This is a genomic window from Gemmatimonadaceae bacterium, from assembly GCA_036496605.1.
Lineage (GTDB): Bacteria > Gemmatimonadota > Gemmatimonadetes > Gemmatimonadales > Gemmatimonadaceae > AG2.
Genome location: DASXKV010000011.1, coordinates 1 through 24,261 on the forward strand (window position 1 = coordinate 1; position 24,261 = coordinate 24,261).

General features: G+C 63.7%; 16 protein-coding genes. 10 read left to right on the forward strand and 6 right to left on the reverse strand.

Features of this window, described 5'->3' with window-relative positions; genetic code table 11:
- Nucleotides 1-73: 73 nt before the first annotated feature.
- Entirely contained in the window at nucleotides 74-1,393 is a 1,320-nt protein-coding gene (locus VGH98_04750; protein HEY2375262.1) for a RagB/SusD family nutrient uptake outer membrane protein, read from the reverse strand.
- Nucleotides 1,394-1,413: 20 nt separating this feature from the next.
- Nucleotides 1,414-4,446, reverse strand: coding sequence for a TonB-dependent receptor (locus tag VGH98_04755; protein ID HEY2375263.1), 3,033 nt, complete (start codon nucleotides 4,444-4,446; stop codon nucleotides 1,414-1,416).
- A 252-nt stretch (nucleotides 4,447-4,698) separates the two neighbouring features.
- On the opposite strand from VGH98_04755, the gene VGH98_04760 reads away from it, so the two are divergent.
- The 3 genes from VGH98_04760 to VGH98_04770 all read left to right on the forward strand — a co-directional run bounded on the left by VGH98_04760 (nucleotide 4,699) and on the right by VGH98_04770 (nucleotide 8,577).
- Nucleotides 4,699-6,267, forward strand: coding sequence for an amidohydrolase family protein (locus tag VGH98_04760; GenBank protein HEY2375264.1), 1,569 nt, complete (start codon nucleotides 4,699-4,701; stop codon nucleotides 6,265-6,267).
- A 133-nt stretch (nucleotides 6,268-6,400) separates the two neighbouring features.
- Complete coding sequence (locus VGH98_04765) at nucleotides 6,401-7,246, forward strand: rhomboid family intramembrane serine protease (GenBank protein HEY2375265.1); 846 nt, start codon at nucleotides 6,401-6,403, stop codon at nucleotides 7,244-7,246.
- Nucleotides 7,246-8,577: a Zn-dependent hydrolase gene (locus VGH98_04770; GenBank protein ID HEY2375266.1), complete on the forward strand. Its 1,332-nt coding sequence runs from the start codon at nucleotides 7,246-7,248 to the stop codon at nucleotides 8,575-8,577. Before VGH98_04765 ends, VGH98_04770 begins: the two co-directional genes overlap by 1 nt.
- A gap of 13 nt (nucleotides 8,578-8,590) precedes the next feature.
- Here VGH98_04770 and VGH98_04775 read toward each other — a convergent pair whose 3' ends face one another.
- Nucleotides 8,591-9,964 carry a cyclopropane-fatty-acyl-phospholipid synthase family protein gene (locus tag VGH98_04775; GenBank protein ID HEY2375267.1) on the reverse strand — a complete coding sequence of 458 codons (1,374 nt, stop codon included), beginning with the start codon at nucleotides 9,962-9,964 and terminating at the stop codon, nucleotides 8,591-8,593.
- Between the two features lie 270 nt (nucleotides 9,965-10,234).
- On the opposite strand from VGH98_04775, the gene VGH98_04780 reads away from it, so the two are divergent.
- Nucleotides 10,235-10,855: a CAP domain-containing protein gene (locus VGH98_04780; GenBank protein ID HEY2375268.1), complete on the forward strand. Its 621-nt coding sequence runs from the start codon at nucleotides 10,235-10,237 to the stop codon at nucleotides 10,853-10,855.
- Between the two features lie 58 nt (nucleotides 10,856-10,913).
- Here the strand turns inward: VGH98_04780 and VGH98_04785 are convergent, their stop codons facing one another.
- Together VGH98_04785 and VGH98_04790 are read right to left on the reverse strand one after the other, a co-directional pair.
- Complete coding sequence (locus tag VGH98_04785; protein ID HEY2375269.1) at nucleotides 10,914-11,963, reverse strand: glycosyl hydrolase family 18 protein; 1,050 nt, start codon at nucleotides 11,961-11,963, stop codon at nucleotides 10,914-10,916.
- A gap of 80 nt (nucleotides 11,964-12,043) precedes the next feature.
- Complete coding sequence (locus VGH98_04790) at nucleotides 12,044-12,634, reverse strand: CAP domain-containing protein (protein ID HEY2375270.1); 591 nt, start codon at nucleotides 12,632-12,634, stop codon at nucleotides 12,044-12,046.
- A gap of 322 nt (nucleotides 12,635-12,956) precedes the next feature.
- Here VGH98_04790 and serA point away from each other — a divergent pair, with 322 nt between their 5' ends.
- From serA to VGH98_04810, 4 genes are all read left to right on the forward strand, one after another.
- Complete coding sequence (gene serA / locus VGH98_04795; protein HEY2375271.1) at nucleotides 12,957-14,576, forward strand: phosphoglycerate dehydrogenase; 1,620 nt, start codon at nucleotides 12,957-12,959, stop codon at nucleotides 14,574-14,576.
- 9 nt (nucleotides 14,577-14,585) lie between these two features.
- The gene (locus VGH98_04800) at nucleotides 14,586-15,947 is read left to right on the forward strand and encodes an FAD-binding oxidoreductase (protein HEY2375272.1); all 1,362 of its coding nucleotides are present in this window, start codon (nucleotides 14,586-14,588) and stop codon (nucleotides 15,945-15,947) included.
- A gap of 37 nt (nucleotides 15,948-15,984) precedes the next feature.
- The gene (locus tag VGH98_04805) at nucleotides 15,985-16,629 is read left to right on the forward strand and encodes an HAD-IB family phosphatase (protein ID HEY2375273.1); all 645 of its coding nucleotides are present in this window, start codon (nucleotides 15,985-15,987) and stop codon (nucleotides 16,627-16,629) included.
- Between the two features lie 130 nt (nucleotides 16,630-16,759).
- Entirely contained in the window at nucleotides 16,760-17,788 is a 1,029-nt protein-coding gene (locus VGH98_04810; protein ID HEY2375274.1) for an alanine--glyoxylate aminotransferase family protein, read from the forward strand.
- A gap of 105 nt (nucleotides 17,789-17,893) precedes the next feature.
- Here VGH98_04810 and VGH98_04815 read toward each other — a convergent pair whose 3' ends face one another.
- Nucleotides 17,894-21,232 (reverse strand): hypothetical protein, encoded by a 3,339-nt coding sequence (locus VGH98_04815; protein ID HEY2375275.1) that lies wholly within the window; start codon nucleotides 21,230-21,232, stop codon nucleotides 17,894-17,896.
- A 158-nt stretch (nucleotides 21,233-21,390) separates the two neighbouring features.
- Between VGH98_04815 and VGH98_04820 the strand changes: the two genes are divergently transcribed.
- Entirely contained in the window at nucleotides 21,391-22,110 is a 720-nt protein-coding gene (locus tag VGH98_04820) for a TonB family protein (protein ID HEY2375276.1), read from the forward strand.
- 18 nt (nucleotides 22,111-22,128) lie between these two features.
- A complete protein-coding gene (locus tag VGH98_04825) occupies nucleotides 22,129-24,261 on the forward strand; it encodes a S9 family peptidase (GenBank protein HEY2375277.1) in 2,133 nt (710 codons plus the stop codon).

Here is a 24,261-nt window from a genome sequence, read left to right on the forward strand (position 1 = left end):
CGAGCGTTGCTCGCCGGCCTTCGGTCTTCACGAACCAGCATCACCAACCCACGAATCACCAACGATCAGCCACTCAATATCCGGGGTTCTGTACCAAGGCCGCGGTACTCACGTCACTCGCCGGAATCGGGAACAGAGCGCGAAAGGCGGGAATGCCGAGCAACGTCGTCACCTGGCCGAGCCTAACGAGATCCGGCCAGCGATCGCCCTCGAGAGCGAGCTCGAGACGCCGTTCCTTCTCGATCGCCGCCAGCACATCGGCCTGCGTCGTTACGTCCACGCCGAGTATATGCGGCGCAAGCCCGGCGCGCACGCGTACCTTGTTGTACTCCTGCACCGCCTGAGCAAGCTGGCCGAGACGCGCAAGCGCTTCCGCCTTGATCAGCACCACCTCCGCCAGACGGATCACGTGCAGATGCTCGGCGCCGATCGTCGTCGGGAACTTCGTGCCCTGCAGATTGCTGCTCCCGCGCGGTTGGATCGTCCACGTCTTTCGCGCGTCGCCCGTTTCATACGATGTGTTGAGATTCTTCGAGGGCTGCAGCTCGCGGCGCCCGGCGCCGAGATAGTAATACCCCATCTCGTTGTACTGCACTGGCGTGAACGCGACGCGGAAGATGTCTTCGTCCGTGTCCGTACCCGTCGGAGTAAAAAGATCGGAGTACTTGACGGTCAACGTGTCGCGTCCAGCGAGCACGATGTTCGCCTCGTCGAGCGCGCCCTGATAGTCGCCTTGATAGAACAGCACGCGCGCACGGATCGCGTGCACGGCCATCACGGTTGCCTGACGAGTGTTGTCCGTGTTCGTGATGAGCTGCCCCGCCTGGCTCAGGTCGGCGAGGATCTGCGTGTACACCTGCGGCACGGCGGCGCGTGGATATTTCGACGCATCGCTCGGGACGAGAATCGGCTGCAGTGGCAACGGAATCGCGCCCCAGTACTTCACGAGATTGTGAAAGCTGAGCGCGCGCAGGAAATACGCCTCGCCGAGGATCTCGTTCTTCTCCTCGGTCGAGAGGTCCGTCAGGCTCGGGACCTTCGTCAGGATCATGTTCGCGCGCGCGACGACCGCGTACACGGCGGTCCAGACACTCGTCGTCGTCGTGTTGTCGGCTTTGATCTCGTCGCGGCCGATGTCGTCGAGGTACTGAAAGGTGCCGCTGTGGATGGCGTTGTCGGCCGGTAGATCGCCGATGATCTCGAGATTGCGGCCGTAGTAGCCGAGTGCCTGCAAACCTGAATATGCGCCGGCGAGCGCCGCGCGCGCCGTCGGCGCGTCGACGATCGACTGGCTGGCGAGCACCTGATCGCTCGGCTCCGTCGCCAGCTCCTTGCTGCAAGCGCTGGCCGCGAATGCGATGATGAGCGCCGGAATGAAATGGCGAAGTTTCACGTTATGCTCCATGGCGAGCCTCACCAGCCCGCGTTGATGCCTATAGTGATCGTGCGTGGCTGCGGATACGCGTAGTAGTCGGTGCCGATGATGATATTCTCATCGGATCCGGCGCTGTTCACGTCCGGATCGTAGCCGCTGTACTTGGTCCAGAGCTTCAGGTTGTGTCCCGAGACGTACACACGGGCGGAGGAGAGATAGGCACGATTCGCCCAGCGCGCCGGCACGTTGTACGAGAGCGTCAGCTCGCTCAGTCGCACATAGGAGCCGTCTTCGAGGAAACGGCTCGAGATCTCGTCCGCGCCCGACGTGCAGTCGTAGCTCATGCGAGGCATGTCGGTGATGTCGCCAGGCTTCTGCCACCGCGCGAGCACGTTCGTGGTCTTGTTGTCCCACGTACATGCGCCGTCGTCGGTGAAGATTCGCATCATGTTGAAGATCTTGTTGCCCTGGCTGAACGTGAAGAAGCCGCGCAGGGCGAAGTTGCCGTACGTGAATTCGTTGCTGAAACCGCCGTAGTAGTTCGGGTGCGGGCTGCCGACGTATGTCTTGTCGTTGCTATCGATCGAGCCGTCGCCGTTCACGTCTTGGAAGATCGCGTCGCCGGTTTGCGGATCCACGCCCTTGAAGTTGAGCATGTAGAATTCGCCTAACGGCTGTCCCGCAGCGACGATGGTCGCCTGACGACCGTTGATGCCGGTAATGATCGGCTGGTTGCCGTACGTGCTGATGACGCGGTTACGGTTGAAGGTCAGATTCAAGCCGCTCGTCCAGCCCAGGCCGCGGGCGTTGCGTGGGCGCAGGTTCTCGGTGTTGATCGAGAGATCGACGCCGGCGTTCTTGATGTCGCCGACGTTGCCCCATGTCGTCGTGAAGCCGGTGAACGCCGGAATCGGACGCCGTACCAGCAAATCGTTCGTGCGCCGGTTGTAGTAGTCCGCGATCACGCTGACACGATTGTCGAAGAGGCCGATGTCGGCGCCTCCGTCGAACGCGCGTGTCGACTCCCAGCGGAGATCGGGATTGCCGATCGTCGTCTGCGCGATACCAGGTAGCGTCGTATAGGGTGCTGCCGACGCGAGCGAGAGCGACGCAAAGTCGCCGATGCCCTGATTGCCGGTGACGCCGTAGCTCGCGCGCAGCTTCACCGTCGCGTGACGCGCCAACGCCGCGGCGAACGGCTCTTCGGTCATGTTCCAGCCGACCGAAGCCGCCGGGAACGTTCCCCAGCGGTGATCGGCGCCGAAACGCGACGACCGGTCTGCGCGAAGACTCGCCGAGAGGAGATAGCGGTCGAGCAACGAATAGTTGGCACGTCCAAAGTACGACCCGAGCGTGTTGTCCGTGCTCGAGCCGTCGTAGCTCGTTATGACAGTCGCGTTCCGGATGTACTTGGTGAAGCCGCTCGTGAACCCTTCGCCGCGGATGAAATTCAGGTCGGAGTGATTGAGCTCCGTGCTCGCGCCGCCAACGACGGACAGCTTCTGTCGGTCGCTCGCGTACGCCTCGTACGTTCCGAAGACCTCGGAGACGTAGCGCGTCGCCGTCGTGTGGTCGCTCTTACCGACGCCGTCTGCGCTCTGCGCGTACGTCTGATCGACCTTGGGCGAATCCCACTGGAGCTCGTCGACCGACAACATATCGGCGCCGAAGCGGCCGGTGAGCGCGAGCTTGCTGTTCAGTGAGTACCGAGCCTCGACGTTGCCGAGCCCACGGAGCGTCCCGTACGTCGTGCTGTTGTACGCGGCGAGTGCGACGGGATTCGAGTACTTCAATCCGCTGTCAGCGCCCGCGTAGCCGTAGAAATTGCCGAAGATCGGCCGCATAGGCTGCATGCCGATCGCGTTCGTCACGATGCCGTCGAGGCTTCCGTCGCCCTCGACGCGGTTGTTGTCTTCGCGCGACAAGCCCACTGAAGTGCGCAGCAGTAAGCGATTGGTCGCGTCAAAATCGATGTTCACTCGGCCCGTCTGCCGCTTGTAATCGGAGCCGATGACGATGCCCCGCTGATCGAAGGTCCCGCCGCTGAGATAGTATTTCACTCGATCGGTGCCGCCACTCATGCTGAGCTGCATGTCTCCCACCGGCGCGCTCCGGAAAACAGCCTTCTGCCAGTCGAAGCTGTGCGCATCGTCGGTACCGGCAGTGAAGGGAAGGTCTTCGTCGTCGTTCACGGCGCTCTCGTTGAAGATCTCGACGTACTGCTTGGCGTCGAGCAGCGCGAGCTTTTTCGGGTTCGTCTGATTGCCGTAGTAAGTGCTCAGATTCACCTTCGACTGGCCGGGCCGGCCGCGCTTCGTCGTGATGAGCACGACGCCATTCGACCCGCGCGATCCGTAGATCGCGGCCGCGGCCGCGTCCTTGAGGACGTCGATCGATTCGATCTCGTCAGGGTTCAGACTGGAGATCGAAGTCACGTCCTGGCCGCCCATGCCTAGCTGGCCATAATCCTCTTGAATGATCGGTACGCCGTCGACGACGTAGAGTGGTTGGTTGCCCGCGTTCACGGACGCCGGGCCGCGCACCCGAATCGAGATGCCATTACCGGGATTCCCAGCGTTCTGGGTGACCTGGACGCCAGCCATCTTCCCCTGAATCGCCGACTCGATGCCGGCGAGTGGCTTATTCTCGATGTCGCTCGCGGTCACCGAGGCGACCGCGCTCGTCACATCGCGACGGCTGCTGGTTCCGTAGCCGATGGAAACGACTTCGGAGAGCTGCACGGCGACGGCGCGCAGCTCGAACGACACGGACGCGGTGTCGCCGGCATTGACGGCAACGGTTCGCTCCAACGGCGCGTACCCGATGCGCTGTGCACGGACTGCCGTGCTGCCGGCTGGCACATTGCGCAGGGTAAATCGGCCGGCATCGTCGGTCAGAGTTCCCCGCGTGGAGCCGGAGACGCTGACTGAGACGCCAGGGATCCCGCGTTGTGAGGCGGAATCCACGACGCTGCCGCGGACGGTCCCCTGCTGCGCGGCAAGCGGCATCGCGAGGGCGGCGAGTGCGGCCAGCATACCGAACATGCGGCCGGACCTGCGGAAGAGACTCATGGCGGAGATGGGTAAAGTGATGAGAGGTACGCTATCGGGGACAAAACGTGGCGGACGGCAGCCCACACGAGCTTGCTACGTAATTACTCGTTAGGTGCAGGTCGTCAGGCACCGCGGGCGGCCATTGTGTGTCCGCGCGCGGTGAGCGTCAAGGGTGTTGTGCCGATATAACGAGTCTATTTCCTCAGGAAGCAGTAGACGCGTCGCGGACCGGCCGTCATTATCCGCAACATCCCGAACCCACGATCCCAGATGCACTTCCGCCGTCTTTTGCCCTTCGCAGTCCTCGCGCTCACGGGCGCAATGGTCACTCCCGGCAACACCGAAGACGTCGACGTCCTCCTCCGAGGCGGCACAATCTTCGACGGGACGGGCAGCGCACCGCGCGTCGCCGATCTCGCCATTCGCGGCGATCGGATCGTCTTCATCGGCGACGCCGCCAAGGCGAATCTCACGCCGAAGCGCACAGTCGACGTTCGCGGGCTCGTCGTGGCGCCGGGATTCATCGATCCGCACACCCACACGGCAGAAGACCTGAGCAACAGCGATCGCCGAGCGAACCTTGCGTATCTCATGCAGGGCGTCACGACCGTCATCACGAACAACGACGGCGGTGGCACGACGGAGATTGGAAAGACGCTCGACGTCTGGACGAAGAACGGTATCGGTACCAACGCGGCGCTCTACGTGCCTCAGGGCTCGGTCCGCCGCGCCGTCCTCGGTATGTCGGACGCCGCGCCGACTGCCGCACAACTCGACTCGATGCGCTGGCTCGTTAGGCGCGGGATGGAAGAAGGGGCCATCGGGATGTCGACCGGCCTCTACTACGCGCCGGGGAGCTACGCGCGCACCGAAGAAGTCATCGAGCTCGCCAAGGTGGCATCGCAGTTCGGCGGCATCTACGACACGCACCTTCGCGACGAAAGCTCCTACACGATTGGCCTCATCGGCGCTGTCAACGAGGCAATTCGCATCGGCCGCGAGGCGAAAATCCCCATCCACATCTCGCACATCAAGGCACTCGGCGCCGATGTCTGGGGGCAGAGCGACGCCGTCATCGCACTCATGCGCTCGGCGCGCGCTCAGGGGATCGGCGTCACTGCCAGCCAGTACCCCTACGATGCATCGGGAACAAGCGTCGGTGCGTCGCTGCTCCCGCGCTGGGCGGAGGTCGGCGGACGCGACTCGCTGCGAACACGCATCGCCGACGTGCCGACGCACGCACGCCTAACGAAGGAGATGGAGGTAAACCTTCGGCGGCGCGGTGGCGCGTCAACGCTGCTGATCTCCTCGACGCGCGACACGAGCATCCTCGGCCGCACCCTGGAGCAGATCGCAGCGGTCAGGCACGAATCGCCGATCGACGCCGCCCTGCAGATCATCCAGCAGGGCGACGCGTCGGTCGCCTCGTTCAACATGAACGAGAAGGACATCGAGAAGTTCATGGTTCAGGACTTCATCATGACCTGCTCGGACGGCTCGGCGGGTCACCCGCGCAAATACGGCACGTTCCCACGCCTGTTGCGTGAGTACGTGTTTACGAAACACGTTCTGACGCTGCCGCAAGCGATTCATCGGTCGAGTGCGCTGACCGCACGTACACTGCGGCTCCCCGAGCGCGGCGTCCTCGCCGTCGGTAACTTCGCTGATGTCATCGCGTTCGATACGGCGACGGTCACCGATCGAGCGACCTACCGCGAGCCGACCCTGCTCGCCACGGGGATGCGCTATGTCTTCGTCAATGGCACATTAGCGGTCGATCAGGGGAATTACACTGGAGCACTGAGCGGCAGGTCACTCCGAAGAAGCTCGGGTCGTTAGCCTTATTTACGTATTCTGTCATCCTGAGCGAAGCGAAGGATCTACTGTCCTTTCTTTGAGGCCAGCCACTATCGAAGGACGCTAGATCCTTCGTCGCGGCGCTCCTCAGGATGACAAGGAAAAACCGATCAGAATGCTCTCCTTCCTGACACCCTGGGTAAAGCGACTCATCGCGGCGAACCTGATCGTGTTCGTCGTGAGCGAATACTTCCTCCCCGGTCTCAATAACTATCTCGCGTTCTATCCGCATTGGGCGTACATCCGCGCGATGCCGTGGACGTTCGTCACGTACATGTTCGCGCACGCGAGCTGGAGCCACATCATCTTCAACATGATCACCTTGGGCTTTTTCGGGCCGAGGGTCGAAGCGCAGATGGGAGAGCGCCGCTTCATCACGATGTACTTCATCGCGGGCTTGGGCGGCGCCCTTCTGTCACTGGCATTGAAGAGCGTGGCGCCGTATCCGATCGTCGGCGCATCGGGAGCGATCTTCGGCGTCGAGCTGGTTTACGCCACGCTTTGGCCGCACGATCGCATCTACATCTGGGGCGCGCTCCCCGTTCAGGCGCGTTGGCTTGTGATCGGACAGACCGTGTACTCCATCTTCGGTGGCTTCGGTGGGCTCGGTTCCCTCGGGGGCGGCGTCGCTCACTTCGCGCACCTTGGCGGCTACGTTGGCGCGTTCTTGTACCTGAAATTCATCGACTTCCGCTCGCCTCTCCGCACCTATCAGCGCAAGCTCGACACGGCAACGTTCGGCAAGCGCGGCTGGGGGTTGAGCGGCGTCGATGAGGAAATCGCGCGCTGGGAGACGATCCCGCGCGCGGGACTCCATCCCATGAACGTGGAGGAGCTCGACCGCGTGATCGCGAAGGCAAAGCGGGACGGCGTGCGAAGCCTCACGCCTGACGAGCGAGCGTTCCTCCACCGGATGTCCCTGCGAGAATCACCTGCCGACGTCAAGCCTCCGATCCAGTGATGAACCGCCGCCAGTTCACCGCAACGCTCGCCGGTGGACTTCTCGCCGGGCGCTTGAATAGTGACTCGTTAGCCAGCCTCACTCGGATCGTCAAGGGCATGGCTCCCCGCGTGAACGGCGATCGGCTGAACCGTCACCTCGCCGAGCTCTCGCGCTTCGGCGCGAATCCGCAGGGAGGAGTGACGCGGCTCGCGTACAGTGACGCGGACCGGCACGGGCGGGAGTACGTCCTCGGTCTGATGCGCGACGCGAAGCTGACGCCGACCATCGACGCCGCTGGGAACATCATCGCATCGCGGCCCGGACGCGATGCTTCGCTAGAGCCGATCCTCTTCGGCTCTCACATCGACTCGGTGCCGGAAGGCGGGAATTATGACGGCGATGTCGGCTCGCTATCGGCGATCGAAGTCGCCCAGACGTTAGGCGAACAGGGGATCACCACGAAGCATCCACTGCAGGTCGTCGTGTGGCAAAACGAGGAAGGGGGACTCTACGGCAGTCGCGCCGTGAGTGGACAGCTCACGACGGACGAGCTTCAGAACGTGAGTCGCAGCGGTAAGACCATCGCCGAAGGGATCGCTTTCCTTGGCGGCAATGTGCAGAAGCTCGCGACCGCGCGTCGCGCCAAGGGCGCCATCGCAGGCTATCTGGAACTGCATATCGAGCAGGGCGGGACGCTCGAGCGCGATCACATCGACATCGGCATCGTCGAAGGAATCGTTGGAATCAAGCAGTGGGAAGTCACCGTCACCGGCTTCGCGAACCATGCTGGCACGACGCCAATGGACCAGCGCCATGACGCCCTCCTCGCGGCGGCGCGCTTCGTCGAAGCGGTGAATCGCATCGTGACGAGTGTTCCCGGACGCCAGGTCGGCACAGTCGGCAGGATCCAGGCACTGCCCGGCGCGCCTAACGTCATTCCGGGGCAAGTCGTCTGCACGCTCGAGCTGCGCGATCTCGACGCCGCCAAAGTCGACTCGCTGTACTCGAGCATCTCGTCGGAGGCGACCCGCATCGGCGCGCAGAACGGAACGAGTTTCGCCTTCCACATGCTCCACGAGAACGCGCCGGCGCCAAGCGATCCGCGGGTGCGAACGCTGATCGCCGAGTCCGCGCGCGAGCTTGGCCTAACGAGCCGAGTGATGCCGAGCGGCGCTGGTCACGACGCCCAGGCGATGGCGACGATCGGTGCGATGGGAATGATCTTCATTCCGAGCATCGGCGGGATCAGCCACGCGCCGAAGGAATTCTCGAAGCCCGGCGACATCGTGAACGGCGCGAACGTCCTGTTGGCAACTCTGTTGCGTCTCGACGAGACGCGGTGGACGTGATCGCGATAGCCGATCATTCGTACAAGTCAGCTCGCGTGCGTGGCAGCTCCACCTGTCCCCCCGCACGCGGCTTCGCGAACAGCGACTGAACGATTCCGATGCGGCCGCTGCGGAAGCCGAACGCAGACGCGGACATGTACAGTCGCCACACACGGTACGTCGGCTTGCCGACGAGCGCGATTGCCTCACGACGACGCGCCTCGAGCCGCCGAATCCAGTTTTGTAGCGTGAGCACGTAATGCTCGCGAAGACTCTCGACGTCCCGCAGCTCGAAGCCACTTCGCTCGGCGCTCGCGATCACGGTGGCGGACGGCGGGAGCTCGCCATCCGGGAAGACATAGCGATCGATGAACTCGCCGCGCCGCCAGACCTTTGCCGCCGCGCGTGACGCGCGTGATTGCGGACGTGATGCTTCGATGCCGACGATGCCATGATTCAGGAACAACCCACCCGGTCGCAACGCCGCGTAGGAACACGCGAAGTACTCGTCGAGTCGCTTCTGCCCGACGTGTTCCACCATGCCGACGCTCGAGATCTTGTCGAACTCGGGCAGGTCGGCCAGCCGGCGATAGTCGCGCAGCTCGACGCGACAGCGGTCGCTCAATCCCGCTGCGGCGATGCGCTCGCGGGCGAGTTCCGCCTGTGCTTCGCTGAGCGTGATCCCGAGGGCGAAAACGCCATATCGCTTTGCGGCATGCATGATGAGACCGCCCCAGCCACAGCCGATATCGAGCAGTCGCTCACCAGCACCGAGCCGCAGCTTCCGGCAGATCAGCTCGAGCTTCGATTCCTGAGCGCTGTCGAGATCGTCGTCGCCCCGCGCGAAGTAACCGCACGAGTAGACCATTCGCGCATCGAGCCAGAGCGAATAAAACGCGTTACCGACGTTGTAATGAAAGCGCACCGCGTCGCGATCACGCGCCGTCGAGTGCCGACGGCCGGCGAGATGCGAAGACGCCGGCATCACGGCGTCGCCGGCCCGCTCGGGTCGCTCATCGCGTGGCAGCGCGAGAACATGTCGTGCGAGCCGGAGGAGCGCGCGTGGCGATCGCAAACGCGACGCGGCCAGATCGCCGAGGTCGGCAGCCGCTTCCAGATCGCCTTCGACGTCGACGTCGCCAAAGATGTAGCTCTCCGCTATCGAGAGTTCCGAAGGCGGCAACAGCATGCGCCGCAGGGCACCGGGCGACTCGAGCACGATTGTGAAACGTGGCGCTTCCGCCGGCTCGTCGAGGGTACCGTCCCAGAACCGGACGCCAAATCGGCGCGCGGCGACTGGTCCGAAGGCGTCCTCCAGCACGACCCTCGCCGCGGCCAGAGCCCTCCCGTCTTTCTCGGGTGGCAGCGCCTCTGAGAACGACTGCTGCGTAGTGATCGGTTGCGCCATGGGTCGACCGCGGAGCTAACGGGTACTAACGAGAGTATACGAGTGGAGGGAAGCGTCGAAAGTGGGAGGCCACCCCAAAGTCGGGGATACGTGACGTCGGAGCGGTCTTTCCCGTCGAGTCAGGTGAACGAACGGGACCAATCCGCTTCCACTCAGCTGAAGATTTCTATGCGCGTATCTCGCAGCCTTGATTCGGTATTCGCTGCCCTCGCTCTGGGCTTATCTGTCGCGCTGGCACAGGGATGCGCGAGCTCCGGATCAACGCCTGTCATGCAGCAGGGATTGACCCGTTTGCCCGCTCCGCGTACTACCGAGAGCTTCGCGGTGCTCGAGCGCGGCGTGCTCGACGAAGTCAATCGCCTGCGCTCCGATCCACAGGATTACGCGGCCGGTCTCGAGCGCGACCTTCAGTACTACCACGGAAATCTGTTTCGCCGACCTGGAGACGAGAGCGCGCTCGAGACGCGAGAGGGCACCGCGGCGGTGCGCGAGGCGATTCGGGTTCTGCGCCAGACGAAGTCGATGGGTACGCTGCGTCCGTCTTCTGGAATGACGCTTGGCGCCCGTGATCACGTGAAGGATCAGGCGTCGCGTGGGCTCATGAACCACAAGGGCACCGACGGCAGCATGGCCTGGGACCGCGTGAGCCGCTACGGCGACTGGAAGACGAAGATCTCCGAGAACATGACCTTCGGGCCGTCGACGGCGCACGACGTCGTGGCAGCGCTCGTGATCGACGACGGCATCACCGATCGGGGTCATCGCAAGAACATCCTCGATCCCGATGTAAAGGTGGTCGGGATCTCGTGCGGGCCGCACAAGGCGCTGCGAGTTATGTGCGATATGGTGGAGGCGGGCGGATTCGTCGAGCACCAGGCCGAGCATCGCTAGGGCGGCGAGTGGCTGGAGCGAAACCTTTCGCGCGCGAGTCGTAACCCGCCACTAACCACTACTTGGTCGCGGTCGCTCTCGGCAGCGCGCTCCAAATATCCTCATCCTCCGTCCCGAGCACCCAGGCCGAGAATCCGCGCAACTTCTTCTCCTGCATCAGCGCGATCTTCTTCTGAAAGCTTCGCGCGTTCTCGAGGAAAAGCCATTCGTACGTCCCGCCGTTCGGGTAATACGCGAAAGGCACTTGATCCGTCTCCTCCCATCGCATCGGCGCGTTCGCGCGCTCCGCGAGGTGCGAGCCCCACCGCCAGGTAACCGTCTCGCTCCATGAGCGCACCTGCTCGGGAATCGACGGGTCCGCGCGCGCGAACCAGTGCTGTCCATAGAGCGGAATGCCGAGCGAGAGTTTTTCCGCCGGCACGTAGCGGAGGAAGTAATCGACGTTGTCTCGCACCCACGTGAGGCCAGCGACAGGGCCCGGTGGCGTGCGGCGCGTGTGCTGATCGTACGACATCATCGACACGAAATCACTCACCCGTCCGATGGCGCCCAGGTCGTAACCACCGCGCCAACTCTCCTGGAGGAATCGGTGATAGGCGGTGGGACCAACTGCTTCGTCCGTACGATGAACCACAGCGATCGAGATGGCGAAGCCCGCGGCATGAAGTGCCGACGCGGCGTCGACGTACCACTTCGTAAAACGGTCGCGATCGAGCTCGTTGAGATTCTCGACGTCGAATTGAATTCCCCAATAGCCGTTGCGACGGCACGCAGCGACCATGGACTCGATGCTCCGCCTCTGCGCGGCCGTGTCACCGAGTAGTCGTCGTAAGGCAGGCTGATTGAACCCCTCGTTCACAAAGAGCGGCATCACCTTCACGCGATGTTCCCTGGCAAGCTTCAGCACGCGCGCATCGACGCCGCCGAAGAAGGTGCCTAGCGAGTCGACCGTGTAGCTCTGGGGGCCGAGCACGCTGATCTGGTCGATGTGTGCGACCAGACTGCGGTACGCATCCTCGCGGTCGGTGTAATAGAACAAGCGCTCGCCCTGAGCGCCCAGACGGGCAACAGCGAGGACGAGCGTCAGCGCGACGAGGCGGTAACGCATGTTGGAGGAGGGTTAGGTTTTAAATCTTCTAATCAGGGCTACTCGATACACAGTATGACAGTTAGCAGTACGACAAGATCTTACTGTGGAGCCCCGAACGTCTGAACGAAGATCAAGCGTCCGCGCGCGTCAGGCTCGAGCACGACGCCCGTCTCACTATAGCCACCGGCGAGGATGTTCGCTCGATGCCCCGGCGAGTGCATCCACGCTGCGACAGCGCTTGCCGCGTCGGTATAGCCCAGTGCGAGGTTCTCACCGAGCGCGTTCCAGGCGTATCCCGCCGCTTCGGCGCGCACGCGCGGCGTTGGATACTGGCCGCTCAGGATCACGTGATCCAGCACACCCGTCTCCGCGATCTGCGTCGCCTGAAGCTTCGCGTCGGTAACGAGCTTCCTATTGACGCGGAGCGGCGGCAGTGAGTGCTGCGCGCGCTGGAGATTCACGAGATACACGACTTCGCGCGCCATGTGGTCGAGCGACATCGGCACCAGTATGCGCGCGGGTTTACTCGCCGCCGCCGTGCGTGTGTTGCCCGTACTGGGAAGGAGAAAAGCAGATCCAAGACACAAGATCAGGGCGATGGCGATTTTCGTCGGCGTCGCGATGCGTGTCTTCTCACTCTGACGAATGTGCGTGACCAGCAGGCGCCCGAATCCGGAGCGTGAGATCACTCCGGAGCGAACGTGGCGGCGAGCTGTCGTAAATGAACGTTGTGTCACTGAACCCACCGAATAATACGAAATGCGAGTGAAGCCTCGTGCTCGGCAGAACCAACACGAGCCAGCGGCGGCTCACGTCACGTTTCGACGGCACCTCTTGCCCTACGGCCGCGAAGCGCCGAGGTGTCGGCCCCGGCCTTCGGGCACTCCGGAATTGATCATGCACGCTGTCAACTCACTTTGGGCACGAGGGATTAGCGAAACGCCTCTGATCCTGTGACACTTAGGTGAGTCTCGACCCCCAGTGCCTTTCCCCGGTACCCGGCGCCTCTTCATGTCTTTGCGCGTTCTCGTCACGGACGAAATCGATCCCGAAGGTGTGCAACTCCTCGCCGCGCAGCCTGAACTGCACGTCGACGAGGTGCCCACATTAGCCAAGCAAGAATTGCTCGCGCGCATCGGCGAGTACGACGCAATCGTTGGACGAAGCGCGACTCGAATTTCCGAAGAGCTCCTGCGCGCGGCAAAAAGACTGAAAGTCGTGGGACGTGCCGGCGTCGGCGTCGACAACATCGCGCTCGACGCCGCGACCGCGCTCGGCATCGCCGTCATCAATGCGCCGGCTGGCAACACTGTCGCCGTCGCCGAGCTGTTCTTCGGCGTGATGATTGGGCTCCTTCGTCATTTGCCGCAGGCAACGCAGACGATGCGAGAGGGCAAATGGGATCGCTCTCAACTACTCGGCAGTGAGCTCAAGGGTCGCACGCTCGGCATCGTTGGTGTCGGGCGCATCGGCAGTGAGATCGCAACGCGGGCACAAGCGTTCTGCATGGAAGCGGTCGGCTTCGATCCATATATCGCCGACGAACGATTTCGGGCGCTGCGGGTGCGTCGTGCACCGACGCTCGACGCGCTGCTGGAGGAAGCCGACATCGTCACGGTCCACACACCGCTGAACGACGAGACGAGGGGACTCATCGGCCGCCGCGAGCTGTCGATACTGCGCCCCGGCAGTATCGTCGCGAATCTCGCCCGTGGCGGCATCGTCGACGATCAGGCGCTCCTGGCGGCGCTCGACAGCGGCCATGTGCAGGGTGCGGCACTCGACGTCTATCAGGGCGAACCGCTCGCTGCCGATCACCCGATTCGCCGTGCGCCTAACGTCGTGCTCACCCCGCACATCGGGGCGTCGACCGCCGAAGCGCAACGCAACGTCGCGGTCGATGTGTGTCGTGCGGTGCGCGACGCGCTGCTGCACGGCGAGCTCTCGCGGTCGATCAACGTCGCCTCGGTTTCGTTGGGCGACGGCCGCTGGCGAGAAGTTCAGCCCGCGATGCTCGTCGCGCAGCGTGCGGCAATGGTGACGCGTGCCATCCTCGCCGATCAGGGGCTTCGGGCAGTGCGCCGGCTCTCCGTCCGCTGCGGTAGTTCCCTAATAGATGCGGGCGATCTCTTGTTATCGGCGGCGGCGGTCGGCGTGCTCGCGGGTGTCGTCGAGACCGATCGCTTGAACCTCATCAACGCGCGTACGTTGGCGGAAGCTCGTGGCCTCGAGCTCTCCGTCGCCGAGGCAGCGACTGCTCATCCGTATTCGGTCGACGTCTCGCTTTCCGGCGGCATGCAGGAGCTTGGAGTGGCGGGAAGCGCCGGACCCGATAGCGGGCCGCGCCTAACGCGTATCGGCAGCTTTCACGTGGACGTGACGCCGCGGCAGACGCTCATCGTGCTCACGAACAACGACGTCCCGGGCGTCATCGGGCGTGTCGGCACGCTCCTCGGCGACGCGGGCGTGAATATCGCCGAATATCACCAGGCACGTCTCGCTCAGGGTGGTGAAGCGCTCGCAGCGATCTCCGTCGACGGCACCGCGGGTGCAGATATCCGTCGCAAGCTGCTCGAGCTGCACGATGTGATGACGGCGACGATCGTTCGGTTCGAGGGGCTAGGGGCGTAGGGGCCACGGATGCTCTCTACCGATGTCGGCGTTAGGCAATCGTTTGCGCGGGATGCGTCCGGGCTCGAGATGATACCGGAGGCCGTCGCGCGACCGGCGAACAACGGCGAGGTGCTCGAGGTCCTGCGGTCCGCGCACGCCGAAGGAGGGTTCGTAACAGCTGCCGGCGGGCAAACCAGCACCACTGGCGCGTCGATTGCCGACCGCGGCGTTCTCCTGTCCCTGCGAGGGCTCACCGAGATCGGCGAGATCGATCGTGACCACCTAACGGTTCGTGTTCAGGCCGGCGTCAACGTCGGCGATCTCAAACGCCGGCTCGCGACCGAAGGTCTGCTGTTCGCGCCCGATCCCACGAGCGAAGAGGACGTCACCGTCGGCGGCGCGATCGCGTGCAATGCATCCGGAGCGCGCAGTCTGCTTTATGGCGCGACGCGCCAGCATGTCGCTTCGCTCCGCGTCGCACTCGCCGACGGAAGCGTCCACGAGCTGCAGCGCATCCGTCTCGAGAAGAACACCGTTGGCTATGCACCGATTCACGAGCCGGTCGATTGGTTCATCGGCAGCGAAGGAACGCTCGGCGTCGTACTCGAGGCCGAGCTCTCGTTGCTTCCGCTTCCGGCAAGTGTCACCGGCGTCGCGATTCCATTCGCTCGTGAGGCAGAGGCGCTCGACTTCGTCGTTTCGGCGCGCACGTCGACGGAGGTGTCGGCGCGCTGTCTCGAGTTCTTCGACAACGCGGCACTTGGCGTGGCGCGCGGCGCGGAGCGGAACGATCAATGGGTCGCGGGTGCCGGCGCGCTCGTGTACGTCGAACAGGCGGTCGCTGCCGGCTCCGATGTGCCGCTCGAACGCTGGCTCGCTTTGGGCCAGCAATTCGGCGCGGTGGAGGAAGACATGCTCGTCTATGAAGGGGAGTCTGCCTTACGAGACGCTCGCCGGATCCGGCACAGCGTTCCCGCGACCATGAACGAGCGCGGCGCGAGATCGCGCGCGGCGGGTGGACGCAAAGTCTCTACCGACTGGGCCGTTCCCTTTCGACGGTTGAAGGATGCGATCGCCGCCGCGCGGCGCTTCGCCGGCGACGCGGGCCTCGAGCCACCCGTGATTTACGGCCACGCCGGCAACGGTCACCCGCATCAGAACTTCATTGCCCGCGACGCAACGGAGCTCGCGCGCATCGAGCGGGTCGTCGAGTCGACACTGCGTCACGCGTTATCGTTAGGTGGAACCGTCGCGGCGGAGCACGGCATCGGGAAGCTCAAGCGTCGCTGGCTGCCCTTGCAGCTCACTCCGCTGCAGCTCGGTGTCATGCGCGCGATCAAATGCGAGCTCGATCCACGGAGTATGCTCGCGCCGGGCAATCTGTTCTGAGCACGACCTTGACGTGACGCCAACGTTCTCTTCAGTCGTGATCGACGTCGACTCGACGCTCTGTGGTATCGAGGGAATCGACTTCCTCGCCGAGCGCCGCGGCGGTGACATCGGAGCGCGAATCGCCGCCCTCACCGATCGGGCGATGCGCGGCGACGTCGCGCTCGAATCGGTCTATGGCGAGCGCCTGGCGATCGTCCAGCCTTCGGAGGCCGATGTCGCCGCCCTCGCAGATGAATATCGAGAATCGCTCGCGCCCGGAGCGGCGGCTGCGATCACGTCGATGCGGAATGCCGGCCTGAGACTGAATCTCCTCAGCGGTGGCATTCGCCAGGCGATCGCTCCCGTCGCGCGCGCGCTCGGCTTCGAGGACAGAGATCTCTATGCCGTGTCGCTCGCCTTCGACTCGACAGGCAGTTACGTGACGTACGACAAGAGCTCGCCGCTCACGACACAACGTGGAAAATCTGAGGTCGTCGGTCGTCTCACGGCCGAAGGCAAGCTGAAGCGACCGATACTCGCCGTCGGTGACGGCGCGACGGATGTCCCGCTCCGAAGCATCGCTGACACCTTTGCCGCGTACACCGGTTTTGCACGGCGGCCGAGTGTTGTTGCGAACGCCGATCTCGAGATCGCGAGTTTCGCCGAGCTCGCGCGGTTCGTGCTCGCTGCGGAGGGCTAGAGTAGCTTGATGCTACCACCTGGCACCCGGCACCTGGTCCCCAGCCATTTCTCCCATTTCATTCGGAACTTTCTTCCTTCCCGGGCCCACTGAAGTACGCCCGGAAATCCTCGCCACGATGACGCGGCCGATGATCGCGCATCGTGGACGCGCGTTCGAGGAACTGTTCGCTCGGCTCGAGGCCGGCCTGCGTGACGTGTTGCTCACAGCGCGGCCGGTGTACATCAGCACGTCGTCGGCGAGCGGATTGATGGAGGGCGCGATTCGCAACGCGCCGACCGGGCCGATTCTCTCTCTGGTGAATGGCGCGTTCTCAGGCCGCTTCGCCAAGATCGCCCAAGCATGCGCGCGCGAGGTGGACGTGATCGAGGCGCCCTGGGGCGAGACCTGCGACCTCGACGACGTGGACCGACGACTCGGTGCGCGTCGTTATGCAGCGGTAACGGTCGTGCACTCCGAGACCTCGACGGGCGCGCTCACGGATGTGCGCTCCGTGAGCGAGCTCGCGCATCACCATGGCGCGCTCTGCATCGTCGACAGCGTGAGCGGCGCCGGCGGCGCCGAGCTGCGCTTCGATGCATGGGGACTCGATTTCGCACTCACCGGGTCGCAGAAAGCGCTCGCGCTGCCGCCCGGCTTGGCGTTCGGCGTCGCTTCTGCCGAATTCGTTAGGCGCGCACGTGGAGTGACGGACCGCGGTCTCTACTTCGACGTCGTCGAGTTCGAGGAGTTTGCCGCGAAAAACCAGACGCCGGCGACGCCCGCCCTTTCGCTCCTCTACGCGCTCGACGCGCAGCTCGCGGACGTGCTGCGTGAGGGGATCGAACGGCGCTGGGAACGCCACGACTCGATGCGCGACGCGACGGTTGCGTGGCTCAAGCGCGCGGTGACGCGCGTCGACCTCGATATTGCGATCCTCGCTCCGGAGGATTCACGGTCGCCGACGGTCACAACGATCACTCTGCCGGAAGGACTGAAAAGCGCCGACGTCGTGAATGGCGTCGCCCGGCGCGGCTTCGTCATTGGTGGGGGCTATGGGAAACTCAAGGACACGACCATCCGCATCGGACATATGGGCGATCACACGCTTGACACGTTGCGCGGATGTTTAGCAGAGTGTGAAGATGCGCTACGGGATGTGGGCGGGATCAAGTGGTGATGTTGGTGGTTGGTGATTGGTAGTTGGTGATTCGTGAATAAGAAAAGGCCGGCGCAAAGCACCGGCCTTCTCCGATTTCACCAACAACCAATGACGAACTACCAATCACTTCTTCGGATCGTGATCATCATCCGATCCAAAATTGAACCCCGTATCATCGCCGCCACTCATCCGCTCGACGCGTAGCACCTGTTTGTACGTGCGACCGCCGACTGTAAGCGTTACGAGATAGTCGCCCGTGTTGACCACAGGCGCCTGGCCCGCGCCGCGACCGCCGCCGCCGAAGCCGAACAGCGCCCCGAATCCACCACCGCGGCCGCCACGCTGGCCCGCCGGACGCAAAAGGTCACCAAATTCCTGCGCGCCGCCAGGAAATGACGCGAGCATATCCTGTATGTTCTCCTCGCCACCGGCCTGCGCACGTTCGCCCTGCGCCGCTGCACCCCGGGCGCCGGCGCCGACGAATGCGCCTTCGCCTGGTCGCGCGACCCAGGCACCGCCTGCGCCACCGCGACCACCGCCGCCACCGCCGCGGCCGAAGCCGGGGTTGCCGCTCGCGATCATCTGACGAATGCGATCGAGCTGCGCCTTCGGCATCGTTCCCGCCTTCTCGAGCGAGTCGAATACGAAGTTCATCCGGTTCGCCTGGACGATGCTGTCGCGCTTCTGCGAGATCGACAGCACGCGCACCGGCGCCTTGCCGCGGAAATCCCACGTGACTCGATGCAGACCAGCCGTCATCGGACCGTTGAGCGTTCTCACCGTGTCGCCACGCGCGTCAGTGACGACGATCCGCGCCTGTTCGCGCGGTGCGCGACCGCCGCGACCGCCGCTCGGCGTCGAGCCATTCGCGTCGCTCGCGTTGCCCGCCTGCGCGGCCGCCATGCCCGCCCCCGGAGCGATGCGATACACGATCTCCGCGCCGTATGGCGGGCTCGGTGCGTTGAAGAACTTCTGACCCTCTCCGTTCGACGAGGCACCGATTGCCGGACCCTGTCCGTACTCGAACGCCGTCGTCGGCGCGAACAGATGCGTGTTCTCCGCTATGACCCTCTTGCCTGAGTCACCGGCCATCTGCTCGAGCGGAGCGACGTCGACGATCCAGAACCCACGGCCGTGCGTCGCCGCGATCAGCTCGCGATCGCGTGGATGAATCTTGAGATCGTACACCGGCACCGTCGGCATACCGCCGTTGAACTTGTGCCAGCCCGCTCCGCGATCGAGTGAGACGTACGCCGAGCGTGACGTGCCGATGTAAAGCAGATCGCGGTTATAAGGATCCTCACGCACGACGTGCACGAAGTCAGCGGGACTGTCGTGAGGTAGCCCGCCTGCTATTGATCTGAACGTCTTACCGGCGTCGTTCGTGACATAGACATACGGCGTGAAGTCATTCCACCGGTGATTGTCGAAGGTGATATAGAACGTCGTGGTATCGAAGTGCGAAGGCTCGATGCGGCTCACGTACACATCGCCCGTCGGCAGGCCCGCGAAGCGCGTCGTCGGAATCTGCTGCCACGTCGAGCCGTCGTTCTGCGTCGTCCACACATTGCCGTCGTCCGTGCCGGCATAGAGGAATCCCGGCCGGACGTACGATTCTGCTAACGCGACGACGGTGCCGTATGTCTCTGCACCTGTCGCATCGAGACTGATTCCTCCCGTCTTGTTCATGCTCGTGTCGATCCGACCGAGATTCTTCTTCGAGAGATCAGGCGAGATCGGATACAGATTGTCTCCGCGCTGCGTCGACTTGAGCACGCGGTTGCCTCCGATATAGAAGACGTCCGCGTTGTGCGGCGACAGGAAGTACGGCGTCTCCCAGTTGAAGCGCAGGTCGAGCTCGGCCGAGTCAGCCTTCTGACGGTCGCGGTACGCTGCGATGCGCTGGCTCTGCTCCTTCGTCGCCGGCGAGTTCGAGTCGCCACGCGTGATGAGAATCGAATCCTCGAGCGTCTGATACAGTGGACGCCACGACGGCTTCACGAGCGACGTGCGCTCACCCGTCTTGAGATTCAATCGCGAGACGTTTCCGCCTTGCGACTCCCCCCACACGATCCACGGCTCGGTCGGATGTTGAGCGGTGTAGAAACCGTCGCCGCCGGAGATCGTGAACCAATACGCGTTGGTGACGGGACCATTCTTGCGACGGCTCGGCCCGCACCAGGCGCCGTTATCCTGCGCGCCGCCGCAGATGTTGTACGGAACCTCGAAATCGTAGCTGACGTCGTAGAACTGCCCGATGGGAAGGTTCGCGGGGAAGTCGAAGTTTCCGCCGCCGTCCCACGTGATCGAGATGCCGCCGTCGTCACCGACAATGAAGTGATCCGGATCGCCGGGATCCACCCACATCGCGTGATGGTCGACGTGAATGCCCTGCGTCGCCGTGCGGGCCGTCTTGCCGCCGTCGCTCGAGACGAGCACAGGCGTCGACGAGAACCACACGTGCTCCGAATTGCGCGGGTCGACGCGAACCTGCGAGTAGTAGAACGGCCGAGTGTCGGCGTCGCTCCTCTTCTCCCATGTCTTGCCGCCATCCGTGGTGCGGTAGAGACCATTGCCGAGCTTCTGCCGCTTCGCGCCCGCCACGGCCTTCTGGCCGCGGATCGAGTCGGCCTCGACCATCGCGTAGACGATGTCCGGGTTACCAGCGAAGATCGAGAAGCTGATGCGTCCCTTCTGAGTTTCGGGGAAGCCGCCGCCTTTGATCTCCGTCCAGGTGTTGCCGGCGTCGGGGGACTTCCACAGGCCGGAGCCAGGACCACCCGAGGTGAGGAAGTACGGACCGCGCACGCGCTGCCAGCTCGACGCCCAGATCACGTTCGGGTTCTTGGGGTCGATGCCGACGTCGATGAAGCCCGTCTTGTCGTTGATGAACTTCACGAGCTTCCACGTCGCGCCGCCGTCCTCGGTCCTATAAAGCCCGCGCTCGGGATTGGACTTCCACGCAGCGCCCAACGCGGCAACGTAAACGATGTTCGGATTCGTCGGGTTGACGGCGATGCGGCCGATATGCTGGGTCTTCTCCAACCCAGCGAGCTTCCACGTCACGCCGCCGTCCGTGGACTTGTAAATACCGGCGCCGGGCTCGATGGTGTTTCGAGAATTCTGTTCGCCAGTACCGGCCCAGACCTGCATCGTGTCCGAGGGCGCAATCGCGAGCGCGCCCATGGCGACGACGGGGTAGTTGTCGAAGACGGGGCGGAAAGTCACGCCGGCGTTCGTGGTCTTCCAGATGCCGCCACCAGCCGTGGCGACGAAGAAGGTCCTCGATGGGCTGGGGATGCCGGCGACATCAGCGACGCGCCCCTCGAAGTTGGCTGGTCCGACGGTTCGCCAACGGAAACCGGCGAGTGTGAGGGAATCGAGAGTCTGTGCCTCGGCCGTCATCGCAACGCTCGTAAGGGCGACGCCGGCGAGGAGTGGAAGGATTCGGGAACGATGCATACGCACTCCCAATGGGTGGGACGGGTGGAGTGGAAACGATACAGTTACGGAGCGTCCCCGGGGAGTGTTGAAGCCCGGTTTAGCGGGGTCGGATTTTCGCGCAAGGGTCTGGCGGGCGCGCCGACCAACCCCGTATTGTCCGGCACTCGATGACCTCAATGACTACCGCTCGAATAGCGCTCCCGTTCGCTGTCGCCTTCACGGTACTTCCTGCTCCCTGCAAGGCGCAGACAGTCCAGGGAATTCTCGTCAGCGAGAAGACGCGCCAGCCGATCGGGAATGCTCGGGTGTTGCTCGTCGACAGCCTCGGTCGCGTCGCGTCCGAAGCTGTTACCGACACCGGGCTAGCGGGCGCTTTCTATCTCACGGCAGAAGTTCCCGGCCGATACGAAGTGCGCATCCTTGTGGGGCGCGGCGGCCTGTCGTTCAGCCCCCGCTTCTCACTCGACTCGAATCAAGTCGTCGAGAAGACTTTTGTCGCGCCTGATTGGCCGAAGGAGATACTCGAGGCCTATCTGCCTGACGATGTCGCCAAGCCCGTCGCGCTTCTGCGGGACATGCCACGACCGCGCTATCCCGATCGGTTGCGCGCCCGGAGACGCGCAGGAGTTGCGCACGTAAGATTCGTCGTTGACTCGGAAGGACGCCCGGTCATCCCCACGTTCCAAGTGATAGAATCCGACGATCAGATGTTCTCGCAGGCGGTCCTTACCTGCGTCACACAATCGCGGTTTGCTCCCGCCGAGCGCGATGGTGTGCCCGTACCGCAGATTTTTGATTTCACAGTCGATTTCGGCTTCGGCGACGCACCGCCGAAGATCAGTGTCAAGAACGGCGTCATTGTGCGTGCCCTCGGCGTCATCCGGTGGTCGCCATAACACGCCTGCTCAACACTCATGAACAACAGGATCGAGGAGGACAGCACGATGTTACGTGTTCATAAGGTCACCACCACCGCTGCACTGGCGCTCATTTCGCTGGCCGGACTGGCGATGGCGCAAGGCGCCGCCGCCCAATCGGCCAAGCGCCCGATGACGATCGACGACATGATGGCTTTAAAGAACGTCGGCGGGGTCGCGATCTCGCCGAATGGCTCTCTTGTCGTTCACACCGTCAGTGGCTGGGAACACCCCGCCGCCAACCCGGCGAAAGGCGATACCGCGCTCGGAGATAAGCACGAGGTGAGATCGCACCTCTGGCTCGTCCCTGCCGACGGGTCCCGACCACCACGACAGATCACATTCAGCGAGCGCGGCGAGTCCCAGCCCCAATGGTCGCCCGATGGCTCGGCCATCGCCTTTCTCTCGGCGCGCGGTGCCGCAGCTGGAGACGAGCAGCCACGCCCGGAAATCCATCTCTTGCGCCTCGATGGCGGCGAGGCCGAGAAAATCACGAACGCCAAGGACGGTGTCACGGGCTTCAGCTGGTCGCCCGACGGCAAGCGTATCGCCTTCCTGAGCGTCGACTCGCTGACAAAGACGACCGACGCCGCGCGCAAGCGAAAGGACGACGCGCAGGTGTACGAGGGAGACTTCCGACTCTCCCACGTCTGGGTCGTCGACGTCGCCACGAAGAAGGAGAACGAGCTGCTGCACACGACGGAGTTCACGGTGCGCGGCGCGCCGACCTGGTCGCCTGATTCGCGGCGCATCGCCTACGTGACGACGCCGTCCACGCTGCTGCGTGACGAGCGCCGTAATGCGTTCATCGTCGACGCGACGACCGGTCAGGCCGAGCGCATCGACGCTGGCGCAGCTGTACAGGGGACGCCGGCGTGGTCGCCGGATGGACGCACGCTCGCACTGGAGACACTGCGGCAAACGCACCCGATGGTGCCGGACAGCATGCAGTTCCGGGAGATTCTGGACTCCCATCTCGAGCTCTACGACGTCGCAACGAAGCGCAGCCGCGACATGAGCGCCGGCTTCGATAATTCGCCGGGCGCGATGACCTGGAGCGCCGATAGCAAGTCGCTCTATTTCACGGCGGGCGACCACGTTTACTCGAGCGTTTTCCGCTTCGACGTCGCCAGCAGCAAGTACAGCCAACTCACGCAACGGGAGATCGTGCGCGGCGTGTCGTTCGACAAGAGCGGCGCGCACGTCGCTTTCGTGATGGACTCCCCGATATCGCCCGGCAACGTCTATGCGTCCGACGCGACATTCGCCTCGGCGCGCAAGCTGACTGACGCCAACCCGCAGCTCGTGAACTTCGCGTTAGGCGAGAGCGAAGTCGTCACGTGGAAGAGCTCCGATGGTCAGCAGGTCGAAGGCGTACTGCTCAAGCCTGTGGGATATCGCGCTGGCCAGCGCTACCCGCTGCTGGTCGACATCCACGGTGGCCCGACGGGCGCGCACAACATCGGATTCAAGGCGAACTGGGGCTCGCCCGGCCAGTTCTGGGCGGGCCAGGGATGGGCGGTGCTGTATCCGAACCCGCGCGGCTCGACGGGCTATGGCGAGAAGTTCATGCGCGGCAACGTCCCGGATTGGGGCGGCGGCGACTACCGCGACATCATGGCGGGCGTCGACGCGATGGTCGCGAGGGGCGTCGCGGATAACGACAAACTCGCGGTGAGCGGGTGGAGCTACGGCGGCTACATGACGTCGTGGGTGGTGACACAGACGAATCGCTTCAAGGCGGCGATGGAAGGCGCGGGGCTCACGGATCTCGTGAGCATGTATGGAACGACGGACATTCCGGGCTACATCGCGTCGTTCTTCAACGGCGTGCCTAACAAGCAGACGATGGAGTTCTACCGGCAGCGTTCGGCAATCACTTTTGTCGACAACGTGACGACGCCCTTGCTCATCCTCCACGGCGGCAACGACCAGCGCGTCCCGATCGGCCAACCGATGGAGTACTTCCGTCAGCTCAAGGATCGCGGCAAGACGGTGCAGCTCGTGTTCTTCCCGCGCGAGGGCCACGGCTTTAGCGAATACTATCACCAGATGGACAAGGTTCGCCGCGAGTTCGACTGGATCAACCGCTACACGTTAGGTGCTCCGAAGAGTGTTTCCTCCCGCTGA

Excerpts from the sequence above, each read along its gene's own strand:
- VGH98_04755 (HEY2375263.1), bottom strand. The coding sequence starts at position 4,446 with ATGAGTCTCTTCCGCAGGTCCGGCCGCATGTTCGGTATGCTGGCCGCA.
- VGH98_04760 (HEY2375264.1), top strand. The coding sequence starts at position 4,699 with ATGCACTTCCGCCGTCTTTTGCCCTTCGCAGTCCTCGCGCTCACGGGC.
- VGH98_04765 (HEY2375265.1), top strand. The coding sequence starts at position 6,401 with ATGCTCTCCTTCCTGACACCCTGGGTAAAGCGACTCATCGCGGCGAAC.
- VGH98_04770 (HEY2375266.1), top strand. The coding sequence starts at position 7,246 with ATGAACCGCCGCCAGTTCACCGCAACGCTCGCCGGTGGACTTCTCGCC.
- VGH98_04775 (HEY2375267.1), bottom strand. The coding sequence starts at position 9,964 with ATGGCGCAACCGATCACTACGCAGCAGTCGTTCTCAGAGGCGCTGCCA.
- VGH98_04780 (HEY2375268.1), top strand. The coding sequence starts at position 10,235 with ATGCAGCAGGGATTGACCCGTTTGCCCGCTCCGCGTACTACCGAGAGC.
- VGH98_04785 (HEY2375269.1), bottom strand. The coding sequence starts at position 11,963 with ATGCGTTACCGCCTCGTCGCGCTGACGCTCGTCCTCGCTGTTGCCCGT.
- serA (HEY2375271.1), top strand. The coding sequence starts at position 12,957 with ATGTCTTTGCGCGTTCTCGTCACGGACGAAATCGATCCCGAAGGTGTG.
- VGH98_04800 (HEY2375272.1), top strand. The coding sequence starts at position 14,586 with ATGCTCTCTACCGATGTCGGCGTTAGGCAATCGTTTGCGCGGGATGCG.
- VGH98_04810 (HEY2375274.1), top strand. The coding sequence starts at position 16,760 with ATGATCGCGCATCGTGGACGCGCGTTCGAGGAACTGTTCGCTCGGCTC.
- VGH98_04815 (HEY2375275.1), bottom strand. The coding sequence starts at position 21,232 with ATGCATCGTTCCCGAATCCTTCCACTCCTCGCCGGCGTCGCCCTTACG.
- VGH98_04820 (HEY2375276.1), top strand. The coding sequence starts at position 21,391 with ATGACTACCGCTCGAATAGCGCTCCCGTTCGCTGTCGCCTTCACGGTA.
- VGH98_04825 (HEY2375277.1), top strand. The coding sequence starts at position 22,129 with ATGAACAACAGGATCGAGGAGGACAGCACGATGTTACGTGTTCATAAG.